Here is a 17,305-nt window from a genome sequence, read left to right as displayed (position 1 = left end):
CGCCGCCCGGCAATCGGGTGGCGGGCGGCGGCTCCACCGGGACATCCCGGCCGGCGTGCCCGGCCCGCCCGGCGGGGCGACGTAGCGTGGAGGACCATGACGCCGCAGACCGAGGCACTCGAACGGGCCGCGGGCCCGGCCGCGCTCTGGGCGGTGGGATCGGCCGACGCCGTCCACGCCGCCCGCCCCGGCACCCCCGACGGAGACGACGGGAACGACCGGGACTGGCACGCCCCGCTCGACGCCGGGGCGATGACCCCGCTGCTCGCGCTCTGGCCCGTCATCGGCGGCCTCGTCGACCGGGGCGAGCTGACCCTGCACACCCCCCTCACCGCCTACGGGGAGAGCCCCGCGGCGGGGCTGCCCGGCGGCACCACCACCCACCACCTGCTCACCCGGTGCGACGGCCCGGCCCCCCTCGACGCCCTCACCCGCCTCGCCGAACACCTCGCCGGCACCCCGCTGGCCGACTGCGCCCGCACCCGGGTCTGGGGGCCCCTCGGCATGACCCGCACCCGCTTCGCCGGCACCACCCTGCGCACCTGCCCGGCCGACCTGGCCCGGTTCCTGCGCCACCTGCTCTCCACCGACGACACGGACGGCACCGACGGCACCGACGACACCGACGGCACCGACGGCACCGACGACACCGACGGCACCGCGGAGGTCGGCGCCGCCGCGGCCGAACGGCCCGTCAGCCGCGCCTGGACCGCCGAGTCCCTGCGGATCCGCACCGGCGAACTCACCCCCTCGCGCGGCCTGCTCTGGCACCCCGCACCCGCCGGGGTCTGGACCCACCACCCCCCGTCCGGCTCCGGCCCGGCCGTGTGGATCTCGCCCCGCCAGAACCGCTGGGCCCTGCTCGTCCCCGGCCCGGAGGGCGACGGCTCCGGCCCGCCGCGCGCGGCGTTCCGCGAGGCCGCGTTCGGTCCCGCTCCCGCGCGCGCCGCCCGCGGGGCGGACGTACGGTGATGCCGAAGTCACCGTACGCAGCCCCCGCGAGGAACCCATGTCCGACGCCGCGACCGCCCTGGCCACCGACCCGGACGCCGACACGCTCGACGCCCTGTGCCGGGACCTGGCCGAGGCGGCCGACGCCGTCGGCGAGGCCGCCCGGTACGCCTCCGGACTCGCCCTCGGACCCCGCCTGACGGCGGGGGCCCTCGTGGGCCGGGGCGGGAGCCGCCGCCGGGCCTGGCGCACCCTGCTGCGGACCCTCACCGACCCGGCCGGACTGGGCTGGGCCCCGCGCGGACGGGGGCTGGCCCGGGCGGGCTGGCTCGCCGGGATCCTGGGCGGCCGCGAGAGCCTCGCCGTCAGCACCGCCGTCTGCGGGCTCAAGGGCCGGATCCGCGGGGTGACCGCGGGCCGCCCCGAACTGCTGGCCGACCCGGACTGCGCCGCCCTGCTGCGGGCGGTCGCCGAGGACCGGCAGGCCGACGCGGCCCGCGCCTTCCGCACCCTGCTGCGCGAACGGGGCGCCCCGCGGGCGTTCGCCCTGCTGACCCCGGCGTTCGCGGACGTCCTGGCCTGGCACGCCCTGACCGACGAGAACCCCTTCAACGACCACGCGGGCTGGCAGGTGGCCACCGGCCGGGCCGTCACCCCCGAACCCCTGCTGGGCCTCGGCGCCGCCCTGCGGGCCTTCTGCGCCCGCAGCCCCGGCCCGGCGGCGCCCGCGCCCGCGGCCGCGAACCCCTGGAGGAGCCCGTGAGCGACTGCCCCCTGACGAGCCGCCCCGCCCCGGCGGACGGCCTGCGCACCCACTCCGCCGCCCTGCGCTCCCACGCCCGGCGGCTGCGGGCGGGCGCGGCCGCCCTGGAGTGGCGCGGCCAGGAGGCCGACGCGTACCGCGCCGAGGTCGCCGCCCTCGCCGACCGGTGCGCCCGCGCCGCCGCGGGCCTCGCCCTGGCGGCGGCGCAGCTGGAGGGCCCGCACGTCCGGCGGCGGTGACCCCCGCGGTGAACCCCGCGGCGACGCTCGGCCGCGGGTCAGAGGACCAGCGACAGCAGCAGGACGAAGCCCAGGCCGGAGACGGAGATGACGGTCTCCATCACCGACCACGTCTTGAGCGTCTGTCCGACGCTCATCCCGAAGTACTCCTTCACCAGCCAGAAACCGGCGTCGTTGACGTGGCTGAAGAACAGCGAGCCCGCTCCGATCGCCAGGACCAGCAGCGCGGTCTCGGTGGTGGACATGCCCGCCGCGAGCGGTGCCACCAGCCCGGCCGCCGAGATGGTCGCGACCGTCGCCGAGCCCGTCGCCAGCCGGATGGCGACCGCTATCAGCCAGGCCAGCAGCAGGGCCGGAACGGACCAGTCCTTGGAGACGTCGAGGATCATCTGGCCCACGCCGGCGTCGATCAGCGTCTGCTTGAAGCCGCCGCCCGCGCCCACGATCAGCAGGATCCCGGCGATCGGCGCGAGGGACTTCTCCACCGTGGACGACAGCCGCTCCCGGGTGAACCCGGCGGCCCGGCCGAGGGTGAACATGCCGACCAGGACGGCGGCGAGCAGGGCGATCAGCGGGGAGCCGACGACGTCGGCGACCTTCTGCACGGGGTCGGCCGGATCATCGACAACGATGTCGACGAGCGCCTTGACCAGCATCAGCGCCACCGGCAGCAGCACCGTGAAGACCGTGGCCCCGAACCGGGGGCGGTGCGCGGCCTCCACCGGCGGGCGCTCGGGGGCCAGGGGCTCCGGCGCCGGGATGTCCACCCAGCGCGCCGCGTACCGGGAGAAGAGGGGGCCGGCGATGACCACCGTGGGGATGGCGACGAGCACCCCGAGGGCGAGGGTGACGCCCAGGTTCGCGTGCAGGGCGTCGACGGCGACCAGCGGGCCCGGGTGCGGCGGGATCAGCCCGTGCATCACCGACAGGCCGGCCAGCGCGGGCACGCCGATCCGCATCAGGGAGTAGCCGCCGCGCCGGGCGACCAGCAGCACCACCGGGATCAGCAGCACGATGCCGACCTCGAAGAAGAGCGGCAGCCCGATCACCGAGGCGATCAGCACCATCGCCCAGGGCATCGCCCGGCCCCGTGCGCGGGCCAGGATGGTGTCCACGATCTCGTCCGCGCCGCCCGAGTCGGCCAGCAGCCTGCCGAGGACCGCGCCGAGCGCGATGAGCACGCCGACCCCCGCGACCGTGGCGCCGAGGCCCGCGGTGAAGCTGGCGATCGTCTTGTTCAGCGGGGCGCCCGCGAAGGACCCGAGGGCCAGCGAACCGACCGTCAGGGCCAGGAAGGCGTGCATCTTGAGGCGGGTGATGAGCAGGACGATGACGGCGATGCCCGCGAGGACGGCGACGCCCAGCTGCGCGTCACCGGCCGAGGTGATGGGGCCGGGGGCGGCGGCCGCCAGAGTCTCGACGCTGAGACCGGTCACGGTGGTGTTCCTCAACTCTCGGACGTTCGGAGGGCGGCCAGCGCCCGTTCGGTGATCTCCTCGGGCGTGCCGGCCACGTCGACGGCGAACCCGCGCTCGTCCGCCCGGAGCGGTTCGAGCACGGCGAACTGGGAGTCCAGCAGGGAGGCGGGCATGAAGTGCCCCTTGCGGTCCGCCATGCGCCGCTCGATGAGCGTCCGGTCCCCGGTGAGGTGGACGAAGACGGCGTCCGGAGCGGCCGCGCGCAGCCGGTCGCGGTAGGCGTGCTTGAGGCAGGAGGCGGCGACCACGCCGCCGCCCTGCCCGGCCCGGTCGCGGATCCACCCGCCGATCGCGTCCAGCCAGGGCCGGCGGTCGTCGTCGTCCAGCGGGGTGCCGGCCGACATCTTGGCCACGTTGGCGGGCGGATGGAAGGCGTCGCCCTCCGCGTACGGGAGGCCGAGCGCCTCCGCGAGCAGCCGCCCGACGGTCGTCTTGCCGGTGCCGGCGACGCCCATCACCACAATGACGCGCTGGGAGCTCACGTCGTACCTCGCTGTCCTCGTTGTTGGGAGGACCACTGAAGCCTATTAAGTAGTACTTATTCAAGGGCCGAGGGGTAAAACGTCACATCTTTTGTCGCTCGGGGCGTCACCGTACGCTTACGCCATGACCACCGAAGGCAGTCCGGGCCAAGGACTCCACTCCCAGGTGCTGGACACCCTCGGCCTCGCGATCACGGCGGGGGAGTACCCGCCCGGCAGCGTCCTGCGCACCGACGAGATCGCCGGACGCTTCGACGCCTCCCGCACCGTCGTCCGGGAAGTGGTCCGGGTCCTGGAGTCGATGCAGCTCGTCGAATCCCGCCGCCGGGTCGGGGTCACCGTCCGCCCCGCCGAGCAGTGGAACGTCTACGACCCCCGCGTCATCCGCTGGCGGCTCGCCGGCACCGACCGCCCCCGCCAGCTGCGCTCCCTGACCGTGCTGCGCTCGGCCGTCGAACCCGTCGCCGCCGGACTCGCCGCCACCCGCGCCACCCCCGAGCAGTGCGCGCGGCTCACCGAGGCGGCCCTCGGCATGGTCCGCACCTCCCGCGGCCACCAGCTGGAGGGCTACCTCCACCACGACGTCGCCTTCCACCGGACCGTCCTCGACGCCTCCGGCAACGAGATGTTCGCCCGGCTCGGCGACGTCGTCGCCGAGGTCCTCACCGGCCGCACCCAGCACGACGTGATGTTCCACGACCCCGACCCGGCCGCCGTCACCCTCCACGTACGGGTCGCCGAAGCCGTACGCGAGGGCGACGCGGCCGCCGCCGAAGCCCTCACCCGCCGGATCGCCCTCGGCGCCCTGGAGGAACTCGACGTGCTCGCCCCCTGAAACGGGCCCGGGAAACGGCCCAGTGAAACGGGCCCCGCCCAGGATCCGACCCGGAACCGCCCCGCCGCGCCCGGCCGGCGACCCGGTTCCGACCGGGCCGCTCCCGCACCATGGCGGAAGAGGGCCGGTTCCGGCTTGTCCCGGGTGCGCGGGCGGTGCGATCCTGCCGCCATGTCGTCGCCCGCACAACTGCCGGACTACGGGGAGGTCCTCGCGGAGGTGGGGGAAGTGCGGCGGGCCGGGATCGTCCGACTGCGTGGGCTACGGCTCCCGTTGCTCACCGGCATGTCGGCCGGTCCGGGGGCGGGGGGCCCCGGAGAGCCGCACTTCCCCGCCGTCGAACGGCCGTTGCGCGCCGCCGTCGCCGCCATGGGCGGGTGCACCCTCCGGGAAGCCGCCGAACGCGCCGACCTCGTCGAAGGGCCGCGCACCGCACCGGACGGACCCCGCGCATGACCGACGCCTACGCCCGGCTGGCCGCCGCGGCCGCCGACTGGGACGAGCTGCGCCCCCGCCTGGACCCCGGCTCCCTGCGCCGGCTCGCGCTCCTGCTCACCGCCTCCCGCACCGCCACCGGCGAGGGCGCCCGGCGCGCCGCACTGCTCGCCGCCCGGCTGCTGCAGGACCGGCTGCCCGACCGGTTCCCCGGGGAGGGCCGCCTCACCGCCGCCCCCGGGGCGCCCACCGCCGTGCACCTCGGCTACACCGCCGACGACCTGGCCGTCCTCGTCCTCGACGGGCACCGCATGGTCGGACCGGTCCTCGGCGAGGTCCGCGACCGCCTCCTCGCCGCCCCCGCCCTCGGCGACGCCGAAGTCCTCGAACGCGGCCCCGACCCCTACGCCCCGGGCCTGATCCGGCTGCGCGCGCCCGGCGGCCTGATCAGGCTGCCCGCCTTCCAGTTCACCCCGGAAGGCCGGGTCCGCCCCACCGTCACCCGGGTCAACGCGCTGCTGGGCGCCGACGACGACCCCTGGGGCGCCGCCGACTGGTGGCTCGCCCCGAACGCCTGGCTCGGCCCGGCACCCGTCACCCTGCTCGACACCCCCGACGAGCAACGGCTCGTCACCGCCGCCGAGTTCCTCGCCGAAGGGGAGTAGCCCGTGCCCAACTACCGGCCGCCCGCCGAGCCGGGCGGCACCCCCGCCAAGGTCACCCTCGCCGCCGGCACCCCGCTCTACCGGGTGCACTCGGCCCGCCGCCCCGGCGACGCCTTCAACCCCGTCCCCGCCCACTGCCTCTACGGCGGCGGCCGCTTCGACTCCACCTCCTGCGACCGGTACGGCTACCTGTACGCCGGACTCACCCCGCAGGCCGCCGTCAGCGAGAGCGTCCTGCACTCGCTGCCCTTCGACCCCTCCGGCGCGGCCCGGCTGGTACCCCGGGTGGCCGTCACCGGCCGCCGGCTGTCGGCGCTGCGCCTCACCGAGTCCCTCGACGTGGTCGCGCTGGTCACCGGGCAGGACCTGGCCGCCGTCCACCAGGACAGCTGGCTCGTCCAGGCCGAGGCCCGCGACTACCCGTACACCCGCGACTGGGCGCACTGGATACGCCGCCACACCGACCCGTGGGCGCAGGGGTTCCTCTGGTCCTCCAAACGGGAGCCGGGCGAGCGGGCCCTCGTCCTGTTCGCCGACCGCTGCCCGCCCGCCGTCCTCGCCCCCACCGGCGAGGACCCCGTGGACTTCGCCACCGCGCCGGGCCGCCGCTGGCTCGACCAGGTCCTGCTGCCCTATCACGCCCGCCTCGCGCCCTGAGCCCCTGGAGACACCCCGTGGACACCGCCGAGCTGAGAACCGCCCGCGACGAGGCCATGACGGCACTCGCCGCCGTCCGCGCGGGCAGCGCCGAAGCCCGCGAACTGTGCGGCCGGGCCGCGGAGATGAGCTACCGGCTGTGGGAGGCGCACGACGACCCCGAGGACCGCGACCTCGCCGCCGAGGCCTTCGCCCACGCCTTCCGCGCCCCGGCCGAAGGCCCCGCCTGGCCGGTCCGGCGCATCATGTACGGACACCTCCTCGGCCTGCGGTACGACGAACAGCCCGCCCCGGAGCCGGCGGCCGAGATCCGGGCCATGCTCGAACGGGCACTGGCCGAACTCCCCGACGCCCAGCGGTCGTCACCGCGCGCCGTGCAGGCCCGCTGGATCCTCGCCTACCTCACCAAACACCGCGTCCTGGCCGGCGACGAAGACCCCGGCCTCCTCGACGAGGCCCTGCGCCGGGGCCAGGAGGCCCTCGACGACACCGACGGCCAGGACGCCGACCTCCTGGAGGCCCTCGGCTACCTCTGGCAGCACCACGGCCTGCGCACCGGCGACACCGCCTCGCACGCCCGCTCCGCCGACCGCTACGGCCAGGTCCTGGCCGCCGCAGACCCGGACCGCGACCTGCCCCTCGTGCGCCTGTCACGCGCCGTGTCACTGGTCTTCCAGGGCTACCACGCCGCCGACCGCGCCCTGCTGGAGGAGGGCCGGGACGAGATCCTGCGCGCCATGGACGAGGCGGGCCCGCACCCCTCGTGGGAACGCGACGCCCGGATGAAGCTGGCCCTGGCCCGCGCGATGATCGGCAACTACTGGTCCGACGAGGCGGAGACCGACCGCGCCGAGGCGGACCTGAACGGGCTGCTCGTCACCGGCGCCGACATGGACGCCCTGCCCTGGTACTACCTCGACGTGTTCGGCCGCTTCATCGGCACCCGGGCCCAGCTGCGGCTCGACGTACCGGCGATCGACCGGGCCATCGGCCTGCTCACCCGGGCCGTGGACCGGTGGGAGCCGGCCCGGGGGGAGGTCACCCTCGCCGCGCTGGCCCTGGCCACGGGGCAGCACCTGCGCTACGAGACCGACCAGGACCCGGAACGCCTGAAGAGCATCGAGCGGGCGGCGCTGCTGGCGCTGGAGGGCGACGGGCTGCCCGTCGACGCACGCGACCTGCTGCTCATGCTCGTCTCCGAGGCCCAGAGCCGGCTCGGGCCGGACCAGCAGCAGACCGTGCCGATCGAGGAGGTCTTCCGGATCTACCGGGACTTCCAGCAGCGCCTGCGCGAGGCCGAGACCTCCCTCGACTTCAGCTTCGACGAGGTCTTCAACGCCGAGGACTCGCCGGCCAAGGGCAGCTGGGAACGCCGTGTGTCGGAACTGTTCGAGCAGCTGCGGTCCATGGAGCCGGGACTCGAACGGGCCGAGCGGACGGCCCACCTCTTCGCCCTCCTGCCCCTGCTGGACCCCGACGGCGAACGCTTCGGCCGTGAACGCGAGGAGGAACTGACCCGGACCGTCCTCGCCCACGCGGACCAGGACCCCGAGTGGCGCGGCCACGGCCACGCGGTCCTCGCCCACTTCTCCCTCGCCATGGGCACGGCGCGGATGGAGCCCGACCGGCTGGCCCGGGCGCTGGAGCACTTCGAGGAGGCGGTCCGGGCCGGCAACGACAGCCCCTGGGTCAGCTACGGCTCCACCATGGCCTCGGCGATGCTCGCCCAGCTGCGCGGCATCACCAGCGGCTCCGCGGTCGACGGGGAGGAATGGCAGCGGCTGTGCGACGCCCTCGGCGCGTCCGCCAAGATGGACCTCCAGGCGCGCGTCCAGCAGGCGGCTCCCCGGGCGATCCAGGCAGCCAGACGCGGCGACCTGCCGGAGGCCGACCGGCAGGTCGCCGAGGCCACCCGGGCCGTCGCGGAATGGGACACCGAGGCCTCCTCCTGGATCGAGGCCGTCGGCCTGCTGGAAACGGCCCGGATGGCGCGGGAGGACCTGGCACAGCGCCTGGGAGCGCCCCCGACTCCGCCACCCGCCGTGCGTCCCACCGCCGCGGAACTGCGCCGCAGGGCGGCCCGGCTCCCGCGCCTGCACCGGGCCGACGTGATCGGGGCCTTCGCCCTCGCCTGGCGCCGCGACGCCCTGTACGCGTCCGACGTGCCCCGAGTCCGGGAGACCCTGGCACTGACCGAGGAGGCCATCGGCCTCGCCGAGCCGGGCGGTGAGAGCTGGATCCGCCTCACCTCGGACGCGGGGAACACGTACGGCATCCTGGTGAGGGACGACGAGAACCCGCGCTCCCCGCAGCGCGCCCGGGACCTGGAGCGGGCCATCACCCTCCTCGAAGGCGCCGCCGACGCCATGGGCGGGCCCGAGCACCGGCTGTGGGCGCTCACCGTCAACCCCCTCGGCCGCGCCTACCGCGTCCGCGGCAGCACCGCCCGCCGGGACCGCGAACGAGGCCGCCGGCTGGGCCTGGAGGCCATGCGCGGCTTCGTCTGCTCGGCACTGTTCCAGTCCGGCACCCAGGACGCCGCCGAGGCCGCCCGGCTGGCCACGGGGCTCTCCGAGGAGGTCCTCGGCTGGTGCGTCGCCGACCGGGCCCCGCAGGACGCCCTCCAGGCCCTCGACGCCTGCCGCGGCCTCGTCCTGCACGCCGCCACCACCAGCCGTTCCGTCCCCGACCTCCTCACCGCCGCCGGACAGGACGCCCTCGCCGCCGAGTGGCGCGCCTCCGGCGCCGAGGCAGACCCCGACTCCGCGCCCGGCGACCTGCGCCGCCGGGTCGTGCTCGCCCTCACCGAAGCCCGCGTCCGGCTGCTCGACCCGCCCGCCCCCGAGGAGATCGGCGCCGCCCTGCGCGCCCAGGACAAGGACGCCCTCGTCTACCTGGTGGCCGCCACCGCCGACTGCCCCGGCACCGCCGTCGTCGTCACCAACCGCGGCGACGTCCACGAGATACCCCTGCCCGGCCTGCGGGCGGACGCGGACCAGCTGCGCGGGTACCGGCCCGGCGGGGCCGCGGCAACCCGGGACATCGAACCCGTCCCGGGCCACGGCCTCAACCGCCCCGCCCCGGTCCCGCCGCTGCGCGAGCGGCTGGACCGGCTGTGCTCCTGGGCCTGGCGGGCAGCGCTGCGCCCGCTGCTCGGCACGTTCCACGTCCCCGACCGGCCGGGCCGGGTGCCCAGGCTTGTCCTCGTACCCATGGGCGCCCTCGGCCTCGTCCCCTGGCACGCGGCCTTCGCCGACGGGAGCACGGGCCGCCGGTACGCCCTCCAGGACGCGGAGATCTCCTACGCGGCCTCCGCCCGCCTGCTCTGCGAGGTCGCGGCCCGCCCGGCCCTCCCGCACACCGGTACCGCGCTGGTCGTCGGGGACCCCACCGGCGACCTGCCGTACGCGGGGGAGGAGGCCGATGCCGTCCTGCGCGCCTTCTACCCCGGCGGCGACCGCCTGGGCCTGCGCTCCGGCGACGGCACGCCCGAGGAGGTCGCCCGCTGGCTGCGCGAACGCGCTGACGGCGGCGCCGTCCTGCACCTCGCCTGCCACGGAACGGTCGAGGAGAACGGGCCCCGCAGCTCCTACCTCGCCCTCAAGGGCGGCGTCCTCACCGCCGAGGAGCTGGCCGGCGCCGCCCACGGGCCGCTCGGGCTCGTCGTGCTCGCCGCCTGCCGCAGCCAGGTGTCCGGGCGCGGCCTCAACGAGGCCTACAGCCTGTCCTCCGCCTTCCTCGTGGCCGGCAGCCGGTCGGTCATCGGCTCGCTGTGGCCGGTCCCGGACGACGCGACCTCCGTGCTGATGTTCCTGACCCACCACTACCTGCGCCGCGAACAGGAGCCGCCCGCAAGGGCGTTGCGGCGGGCCCAGCTGTGGATGCTGGACCCGGACCGGGCCGTCCCCGACGGGCTGCCGCCCGCCCTCGCCGCCCGGCTGCGGCACCTCGACCCGGACGACCTCAGCTCCTGGGCCGGCTTCACCCACCTCGGGCAGTGAAGGAGCCGGGCCCGCTACGGAACCACCGTGCGCAGCGCCAGGGTGGTCGCCGCCCACCGGCCGGGGCCGTAAGGGTCGGCCGGCAGCAGGTCCCGGTCCCCCCGGGGAAGGGCCAGCCGCAGCAGCCCGTCGGCCGGTGCCCGCCGGGGCGTGCCGGTACGTACGGCGTCCGGCTCCCAGCGGCTCAGGTGGAACGGCACCGTGTTCAGCTCCGCCTCGGCCACCACCAGCGTCAGCCAGTCCCGTGCGGAGGCGCCCGGGCGCACCGGCCGGGAGGCGGGCAGCACCAGCCGCAGCGACTGCCCGTCGAGGGCGTGTCCGGTCATGCCGGGTCCGATGAACTCGCCCGGGAACAGGGAGGTGCTCGCGCCGAAGCGGTCGTCCAGGTTGACGAGTACGCACCACAGCGGCCGGGGGCCGGTGTTGCGCAGCCGTACGGTGACCCGGGGCTCGCGGGTGCCGGCGTAGGCGAGGACGACCTCTCCGTTGGCGTCGGGCAGCAGGGGCTCGCCGTCGCCGGTCTCGCCGGGCAGCACCTCCACCTTGACGTGCCCGCTCAGCGGGGACAGCCCTGAGCCGAGGTCGCGGATCCGGTGCCAGTGCACCAGCCGGGTCAGGCAGTCCCCGAGCCGTACCGCGTCCGCCTCCGTGGCCAGCGGCAGCGGCGCCACGTACGGGGACCCGTCGCGGCGCAGCACCCGCGCCCGCTCCCCGCGCACCTCCACCCGCAGCAGCAGGCCGGCCGAGGCCTCCTCCGCCGAACCGGCCGCCACCTCGCGCAGCAGCGGGGAGGCGGGCAGCGGGACGTCCGCCCCGTCGAGGACCACCGCGGCCGGGGGCATGGCCAGCGCCGACAGGGACACCGCGTGCACCGACCCCTGATCCGGCGCCCATCCCTCGGGCTCGACCAGCGTCCGGTCCGCCCGCACCGCGACGGCCCGTACGAGACCGCCGCCCGCCGCAGTGAACTCCGTACCGGCGCCGCCGGTGAGGCCGTGCACCCGCCCGCAGTCCACCTCCCAGCCCTCCGGGCCCTCCCGCAGCAGGTAGGGGCTGGGACCCTGGCGCGTCGGGTCCGGGTCGAGCCCCTGGAGCGTCGGGTCCGGGCCGAGCCCCCGGTACTCGCTGCCCACCAGCGGCCGGTCCGCGGGCCCGCCCGGCTCGGCCGGGAACAGCACCGGCTGCTGCCCGGCCACCAGCCGCCGCACCTGCGCCTCCGCCTCCGCGAGCAGCTCCCGGAGGGTGGCCCAGGGCGCGGCCCGCAGCGCGCGGGTCAGGGCGTACGAGAACACGCCCTGCACGACCGGCCCGTCGGGGCCCTCCACGGGCCGTTCGAACGCGGGCTGGCCGCTGCGGCTCGCCGCCAGCAGTACGTGCGCCGACTGCCGGTCCGGCCCGGTCAGGTCCCGCGAGCCGACGGACGGCGACGGCCGCCACGACTCCAGCGGCGGCAGCATGCGCGATGCCCATCCCTCCCGGCTGGCCCCGCCCGAGAAGCAGCAGTCCAGCACCGCCACCACCCGGGCCCGGCCCGCCGCCGCCCCGGCCAGCAGCGCGCCCAGCCGCTTGTCCGGCAGCGGCCCGTCCGCGCAGACCAGCGCCTGGCACCAGCCGGTCGGCTCGATCAGCAGTTCGTCGGGGGTGACCGCCGGGTACTCCGTCCCGTGCCCGGAGAACCACAGCAGCGCGGTGTCCCCGGGACCGGCCTGCCCGAGGTGGCCGAGGATCCCCTCCTCCACGGCGGCGGCCGTGGCCGCGCCGTCCGTGAGCACGCGGGCCCGGATCCGGCCCGGGGCGACCGCCTCCAGCGCGGCGCGGGCCGCGGCCACGTCGTTCAGACAGCCGCGCAGATCGGCGCGCATCCCGGCGCGGTACTCGTTGATGCCCACCAGCAGGGCGTACACCGTCTTCATGGGCCCAGTGTGGTCCGCCGCGCCGGGCGGGCACTGGCCGGAATCCGGTCGTATCGGGGGCGGTTGCCGGTCTGCTATGGCTCGAATCCCTTTTGTGGTCGCACGATTGACTGATCGTCACTAATCTGCGTGCTCCACTCATGAAATCGGGGGAGGCCATGGGGTACATCGAGCGCCCGCGCAGGATCGTCGGACCCGCCCAGGACCCGCGGGCGACGGGCACGGGCCTGGAACCGGCGCCCGCGGCCGCCGGGGGCGGCCGTGTGCCGGGCCCGGTCGCCGACCGGCTGAAGGACCGCTCCCGGGAACTGCTCGAAGCCGTCTCCGGCTTCGACGCCGGACTCGACGACGCGGCCCGGCGGCGGCTGGCCGACTGGATCCGGGACCACTACGAGAGCGAACACCCGGGCGCGCCCGTCGGGTTCCTCGCCCGCTGCCACCTCGGCCCGCCCTACGTGGACCACGTCCTCGACCTCTTCGGCGCGATCGTCACGCACTACACGCCCCGCGACACCCTCCCCGACCCCTACGGCGGGGCCCGGATGCTGGTGCGCAACCCGGGCTACGCGTACGTGGAGGTGTACTCCGACGGGCTGGTGCTGCCCGTCCTGGCAGGCGGCTGCGTCGTCAGACCCACGGGCACGCACGCGGGAGGTGCGGCATGAGCGCCGTCGACGCCGGCCTGTACGTCAAGCTCGCCGCGCTCGACAGGCTCGTCCACGGGGTCTCCGAACAGGTCGTCCAGGTCGGCGCCCAGGTCAAGTACGTCGAAGCCCAGCAGAACCAGGCCCGCGGCGAACTCCAGCAGCTGCGCCAGGAGTTCCTCGCCTTCGCCGCCCAGGCCCGGGTCGTCGCCGCGCTCCAGCGCGCCGAGACCCGCGTCGGCGTCCTCCAGGACCAGCTCGACCACGACTTCGGCCACCACAAGGTGGTCCGGCGCACCGCCGTCGGCATGCTCCAGGCCTTCGACCTCGGCCTCGTCTCCGAGGACGTCGTCCGCACCGTCGGCGACGAGCTGATGCTCCAGACCCCCCGCTACTGGCTCGCGCCCGCGCTGGTCGCGCTCACCGCCTGGTCCGCCGACGACCCGGCCCTGTGCGAACGGGCCGTGCAGGAGGCCTTCCGCCGCTCCCCGGACCGCACCTCGCTGTTCTTCGCCCTCGTCCTGCGCCGCCAGGCCCGCCACGCCGAGTCCGCGCGCTGGCTGCGCCACTACCTGCTGGCCCAGGACCCGCGCGCCCTCGGCCGCGAGTTCGCCGTCATCCTGGAATCCGTGGCGCAGGGCGCCTTCGGCCCGGTCGGCCGCACCATGCTGCGCGAGGCGCTGGAGGACTGGCAGGAGCTGCTCGGCGCGGACACCGCCGCCCAGGACGTCCAGATCGAGCGCTGGGGAGCCGAACTGCGTGCCCTGTGCCCGCCCGTGCCCGGCACCGAGTTCCCCTTCCTGCACGCGCTGTCCCCGCAGTGGCCGCAGCTGGGCGGGGTGCTCTCCGCCGCCCGGGGGCAGCAGGCGATCCTCGACAAGTACACGGCGGTCATGAACACCGAACCCGCCCCCTCGCAGCGCCTGGAGGACGCCGTCGACGACATCCTCGACCGGCTCGTCTCCGAGTACGACAACGAGGAACTGCCGCTGCGCCGCGACCTCGCCTACCAGCAGGCGGTGATCGCCCACGACGGGGACACCGCCCGCGCCCGGACGGCCACCGACGCCGACTCCTCCTCGTACGACGAATCCCTCGACTACCTCACCGTCCAGAGCTCCGCCGCCCTCAACCCGGCCGCCATCGGCACCTCCCAGGCCACCCGACGGCTCGCCGTCGCCGCCTGCCGGGACTGGTTCCACCACGCCCACCAGGGCTTCTGCCGGGACTACCGGGCGGCCGTACCCCAGGACGTGGAGATCCGCTTCGGGGCCGCGTACCCGCTGGCGGCCGGGCAGCAGTTCCACCTGCCGCCGTGGCAGGGCTCCTTCCTCAGCCCGCTCGCGGAACTGCAGCAGGGCCTCGCCGACCACTGGGACCGGCACACCGCCCCCTTCATCGCGGGCCTCGGCTACAAGTACGCCCAGCCGGTGACGATCGCCGTGATCGCGCTCCTGGTCGCCGTGGTCGTCGGCAGCGCGGGCGGTCCGGCCGGGGCCGTCATGTGCGGGCTGCTCGTCGGCGGCATCGCCTGGCTGGTCATCCGCAACCAGGCCGGCCAGTGCCGCCGCGTCCAGGAGGACGCGCAGCGGTTCCTCGCCGACGCCAGGGCCGAGAGCCTGCGCCAACTGGTGGCCACCCGTGCCGAACTGTCCGCGTGGAACCAGGCCTACCAGGACGCCGACGCGGTCGAGGTACCGGTGCGGGAGCTGATCGCGTCCCTGGCCACCGCCACCGAGGGCAACTCCCCCTTCACCGGCCGCACCGTCACCCCCGGAGGCGACCCCGCATGAGCACCCCCGACCCCGGAGACCGGGAGAACGCCGCCCCGCGGCCCGAAGCCTCCGCCGCACCCCCGCCCGAAGCCGCCGGCGAAGCGGCCGCAGCGGCCGCCGCCGAGGCCACCGCCGGAGTGCGGCGACGGCTGTGGGCGGCCGGCACCGACCCCGCCGAGGAGCGCACCACCGCCCGGCTGCGCCGGCTCGTGCAGGGACTGCCCGACTGGTCCCCGCTCCCGCCCGGCGAACAGCTCGTCCGCCGCCCGGGCAGCCGGCGGGAGCAGCCCTGACCATGGACGGAATGTGGGGCCACGGCGGCGCCTACCAGACCTGGACGCGGTTCCTGCGCGACTGGGCGGCCCACGGCGGCGCCGCCACCGCCGAGGCCGCCGCCGGGCTGCCCGTGCTGCGCCCGGAGGACTTCCACCCCGAGACCTGGGCCCGTTTCTCCGGGCAGCTCACCGACGCCCTGGACCGGCGCCTGCGCGGCTGGGCGGCCGCCCTGACCGCCGCCCTGGAGGCCGCCGGCGACGAGTTCGACGCCGGCCGCGCCCTCGCGCAGGCCCGCACCGGCCTCGACGCGGTCCGCGCGCTCACCGCGCACCCCGCCCTGCCGCAGGACCTGCGCGAGCAGCTGGGGCAGCTCGCCGAGGGCCACATCGCCGGGTTCCAGCGGCAGCTGGAGGCCTCCCTGGACGGCGCCCTGCGGGGCGGCGCCGACCCGCGCCTGATCGAGGCCCGCCGCCGCACCCTGCGCGAGAACCCGCTGACCGCCCCCGGCCCCGCCGGAGCTCCCGCCGCGGACCGGGCGCCGGGCGACGGCTGGTCGTACGACCCGGCGGCGCCCGCCCGCCGCCGCATCATCACCGACTGACCGGAGACCGCCACCGATGCCCACCTACGCCGAATGCCGGCGCGACCTCGACAGCTACATCTCCGCCCGGGTGCCGGTCATCTGCCTGCGCACCATCGAGCAGCAGCGCGCGCTGCGCCTCGTGCGCACCGCCGCCGGCCACGCCCGGCGCGGCAACATGCCCTTCTGGATCTACACCCGGGCCACCGGACTGCGGGACCTGCGCACCAACACGGCCGTGCTGGACGACCGCTCCCTCACCGGGGCCATGGACTACGCGGCCTCCCAGTTCACCTCCCGGCCCAACGCCACCCTGGTCCTCGTCGAACCCGACGGCCTGGACGCGGACACCTCGCTGGCCCGGCACGTCGCCGAACTGGCCCGGCTCGCCGACACGAACATGGGCAGCGTCATCCTGATCACCGACAGCCCGGTGTGGGGCGGCCTCCAGCGGCTGGGGATGAGCTTCCAGCTCGACCTGCCCGACGCCGACGAGATGTACGCGACGCTGTCCGCCTTCCTGGACGACCACCGGGGCCACATCCCCATCGCCTGGGAGGAGCCGGACATCCGGCGCGCCGCCGGGTTCCTCGTCGGGGTCACCGAGGGGGAGGCCGTCAACCTGATGGCGACCATTGCCGCCAAGGGCTCCGTGGAGGCCGGCGACGTGATGCTCCTCGCCCAGTCCAAGGACCGCATCTTCAGCGACCTGACCGGGCTGGAGAAGGTGCCCCTGAAGGCCTCCGACTACGCGGTCGGCGGCCTGAGCAACCTCCGCGACTGGCTGGACCGGCGCGGCCGCCTCCTCCAGGCCGACCTGCGCGCCACCGACCTGCGGCCGCCGCGCGGGGTGCTGCTGGTGGGCGTACCGGGCTGCGGCAAGTCGCTGTCCGCGAAGGCCATCGCCGCCCAGTGGCAGCTGCCGCTGTACCGGCTGGACATGGGCTCCATCCACGGCAAGTACCTCGGCGAGTCCGAGGGCCGCTTCCGGGAGGCGCTGGAGACCGCCGACCGGGTCGCGCCCTGCGTACTGTGGATCGACGAGATCGAGAAGGGGCTGGCCGGAGTGAACGACGGCACCGGGGTGCCGGCGCGCGTCATCGGCCAGTTCCTGTTCTGGCTCCAGGAGTCGCAGTCCCGCGCCTTCGTCGTGGCCACCGCCAACGACGTCCGCAGCCTGCCGCCCGAGCTGCTGCGCAAGGGCCGCTTCGACGAACTGTTCTTCGTGGACCTGCCCGACGCCCGGGACCGGGAGGAGATCATCGGGATCTACTACCGCCGCTACCTGAGGGCCGAACCGGCCCCCGAGGAACTCGCCCGGCTCGTGGACCTCTCCGACGGCTTCGCCGGCTCGGACATCGAGGCCGCCCTGCACGACGTCGGCGCCGAGGCCTACCTGGGCGGCGGCACCGCGCAGATGCGCCCCGACTTCGTGGCGGACACCTTCTCCAACACGGTCCCGCTCAGCCGCAACAACCCGGAGCAGATCGAGGAGATCCGGGCCTGGGGCCGCGAACGCGCCGTCCCCGCCGGGCGCTTCGCCGCCACCACCACCCCGGGCTCCGCCGGGCAGGGCCGCCGCATCGTGTTCCTGGACGACTGACCGGCCCC

The 17,305-nt window shown here is 75.8% G+C and carries 16 protein-coding genes; 13 read left to right on the top strand and 3 right to left on the bottom strand.

Annotation, left to right across the window (positions count from 1 at the left end):
* Window positions 1-96 precede the first annotated feature (96 nt).
* Genes ACQKM2_RS35180 through ACQKM2_RS35170 form a run of 3 tightly spaced genes read left to right on the top strand, consistent with a single transcriptional unit; the run spans window position 97 to window position 1,953 of the window.
* The gene (locus ACQKM2_RS35180; RefSeq protein ID WP_427717043.1) at window positions 97-972 is read left to right on the top strand and encodes a hypothetical protein; all 876 of its coding nucleotides are present in this window, start codon (window positions 97-99) and stop codon (window positions 970-972) included.
* A 37-nt stretch (window positions 973-1,009) separates the two neighbouring features.
* Window positions 1,010-1,714 (top strand): hypothetical protein, encoded by a 705-nt coding sequence (locus tag ACQKM2_RS35175; RefSeq protein WP_427717041.1) that lies wholly within the window; start codon window positions 1,010-1,012, stop codon window positions 1,712-1,714.
* A complete protein-coding gene (locus ACQKM2_RS35170; protein ID WP_385771616.1) occupies window positions 1,711-1,953 on the top strand; it encodes a hypothetical protein in 243 nt (80 codons plus the stop codon). The genes ACQKM2_RS35175 and ACQKM2_RS35170 overlap by 4 nt, the downstream gene beginning before the upstream one ends.
* 38 nt (window positions 1,954-1,991) lie before the next feature.
* On the opposite strand, the gene ACQKM2_RS35165 is transcribed toward ACQKM2_RS35170, so the two are convergent.
* Complete coding sequence (locus ACQKM2_RS35165) at window positions 1,992-3,389, bottom strand: gluconate:H+ symporter (RefSeq protein ID WP_427717040.1); 1,398 nt, start codon at window positions 3,387-3,389, stop codon at window positions 1,992-1,994.
* An 11-nt stretch (window positions 3,390-3,400) separates the two neighbouring features.
* Window positions 3,401-3,886 (bottom strand): gluconokinase, encoded by a 486-nt coding sequence (locus ACQKM2_RS35160; RefSeq protein ID WP_427717045.1) that lies wholly within the window; start codon window positions 3,884-3,886, stop codon window positions 3,401-3,403.
* Between the two features lie 151 nt (window positions 3,887-4,037).
* Between ACQKM2_RS35160 and ACQKM2_RS35155 the strand changes: the two genes are divergently transcribed.
* The 5 genes from ACQKM2_RS35155 (at window position 4,038) to ACQKM2_RS35135 (ending at window position 10,506) form a co-directional block, all read left to right on the top strand.
* Window positions 4,038-4,748: a FadR/GntR family transcriptional regulator gene (locus ACQKM2_RS35155; protein WP_427717039.1), complete on the top strand. Its 711-nt coding sequence runs from the start codon at window positions 4,038-4,040 to the stop codon at window positions 4,746-4,748.
* 171 nt (window positions 4,749-4,919) lie between these two features.
* On the top strand, window positions 4,920-5,204 hold the full coding sequence (locus ACQKM2_RS35150; RefSeq protein ID WP_427717037.1) for a hypothetical protein: 285 nt from the start codon (window positions 4,920-4,922) through the stop codon (window positions 5,202-5,204).
* The gene (locus ACQKM2_RS35145) at window positions 5,201-5,848 is read left to right on the top strand and encodes a hypothetical protein (protein WP_427717035.1); all 648 of its coding nucleotides are present in this window, start codon (window positions 5,201-5,203) and stop codon (window positions 5,846-5,848) included. Before ACQKM2_RS35150 ends, ACQKM2_RS35145 begins: the two co-directional genes overlap by 4 nt.
* A 3-nt stretch (window positions 5,849-5,851) precedes the next feature.
* On the top strand, window positions 5,852-6,505 hold the full coding sequence (locus tag ACQKM2_RS35140) for an RES family NAD+ phosphorylase (RefSeq protein WP_427717034.1): 654 nt from the start codon (window positions 5,852-5,854) through the stop codon (window positions 6,503-6,505).
* 17 nt (window positions 6,506-6,522) lie between these two features.
* Window positions 6,523-10,506, top strand: a complete 3,984-nt coding sequence (locus tag ACQKM2_RS35135) for a CHAT domain-containing protein (protein WP_427717033.1) — start codon at window positions 6,523-6,525, stop codon at window positions 10,504-10,506.
* 14 nt (window positions 10,507-10,520) lie between these two features.
* Here ACQKM2_RS35135 and ACQKM2_RS35130 read toward each other — a convergent pair whose 3' ends face one another.
* Window positions 10,521-12,419 carry a caspase family protein gene (locus ACQKM2_RS35130; RefSeq protein WP_427717031.1) on the bottom strand — a complete coding sequence of 633 codons (1,899 nt, stop codon included), beginning with the start codon at window positions 12,417-12,419 and terminating at the stop codon, window positions 10,521-10,523.
* A gap of 158 nt (window positions 12,420-12,577) precedes the next feature.
* Here ACQKM2_RS35130 and ACQKM2_RS35125 point away from each other — a divergent pair, with 158 nt between their 5' ends.
* The 5 genes from ACQKM2_RS35125 to ACQKM2_RS35105 are packed head-to-tail and all read left to right on the top strand — an operon-like array spanning window position 12,578 to window position 17,297.
* Complete coding sequence (locus ACQKM2_RS35125; protein WP_427717030.1) at window positions 12,578-13,084, top strand: hypothetical protein; 507 nt, start codon at window positions 12,578-12,580, stop codon at window positions 13,082-13,084.
* Complete coding sequence (locus tag ACQKM2_RS35120; RefSeq protein WP_427717028.1) at window positions 13,081-14,856, top strand: hypothetical protein; 1,776 nt, start codon at window positions 13,081-13,083, stop codon at window positions 14,854-14,856. Before ACQKM2_RS35125 ends, ACQKM2_RS35120 begins: the two co-directional genes overlap by 4 nt.
* Window positions 14,853-15,131 carry a hypothetical protein gene (locus ACQKM2_RS35115; RefSeq protein WP_427717027.1) on the top strand — a complete coding sequence of 93 codons (279 nt, stop codon included), beginning with the start codon at window positions 14,853-14,855 and terminating at the stop codon, window positions 15,129-15,131. Before ACQKM2_RS35120 ends, ACQKM2_RS35115 begins: the two co-directional genes overlap by 4 nt.
* A 2-nt stretch (window positions 15,132-15,133) precedes the next feature.
* Entirely contained in the window at window positions 15,134-15,715 is a 582-nt protein-coding gene (locus ACQKM2_RS35110; RefSeq protein WP_427717025.1) for a hypothetical protein, read from the top strand.
* A gap of 16 nt (window positions 15,716-15,731) precedes the next feature.
* Window positions 15,732-17,297 carry an AAA family ATPase gene (locus ACQKM2_RS35105; protein ID WP_427717024.1) on the top strand — a complete coding sequence of 522 codons (1,566 nt, stop codon included), beginning with the start codon at window positions 15,732-15,734 and terminating at the stop codon, window positions 17,295-17,297.
* The last annotated feature ends 8 nt before the right edge of the window (window positions 17,298-17,305 follow it).

It is taken from the genome of Streptomyces sp. NPDC004126, from assembly GCF_050275515.1.
Lineage (GTDB): Bacteria > Actinomycetota > Actinomycetes > Streptomycetales > Streptomycetaceae > Streptomyces.
This window is presented reverse-complemented; position numbering and strand designations above follow the sequence as displayed.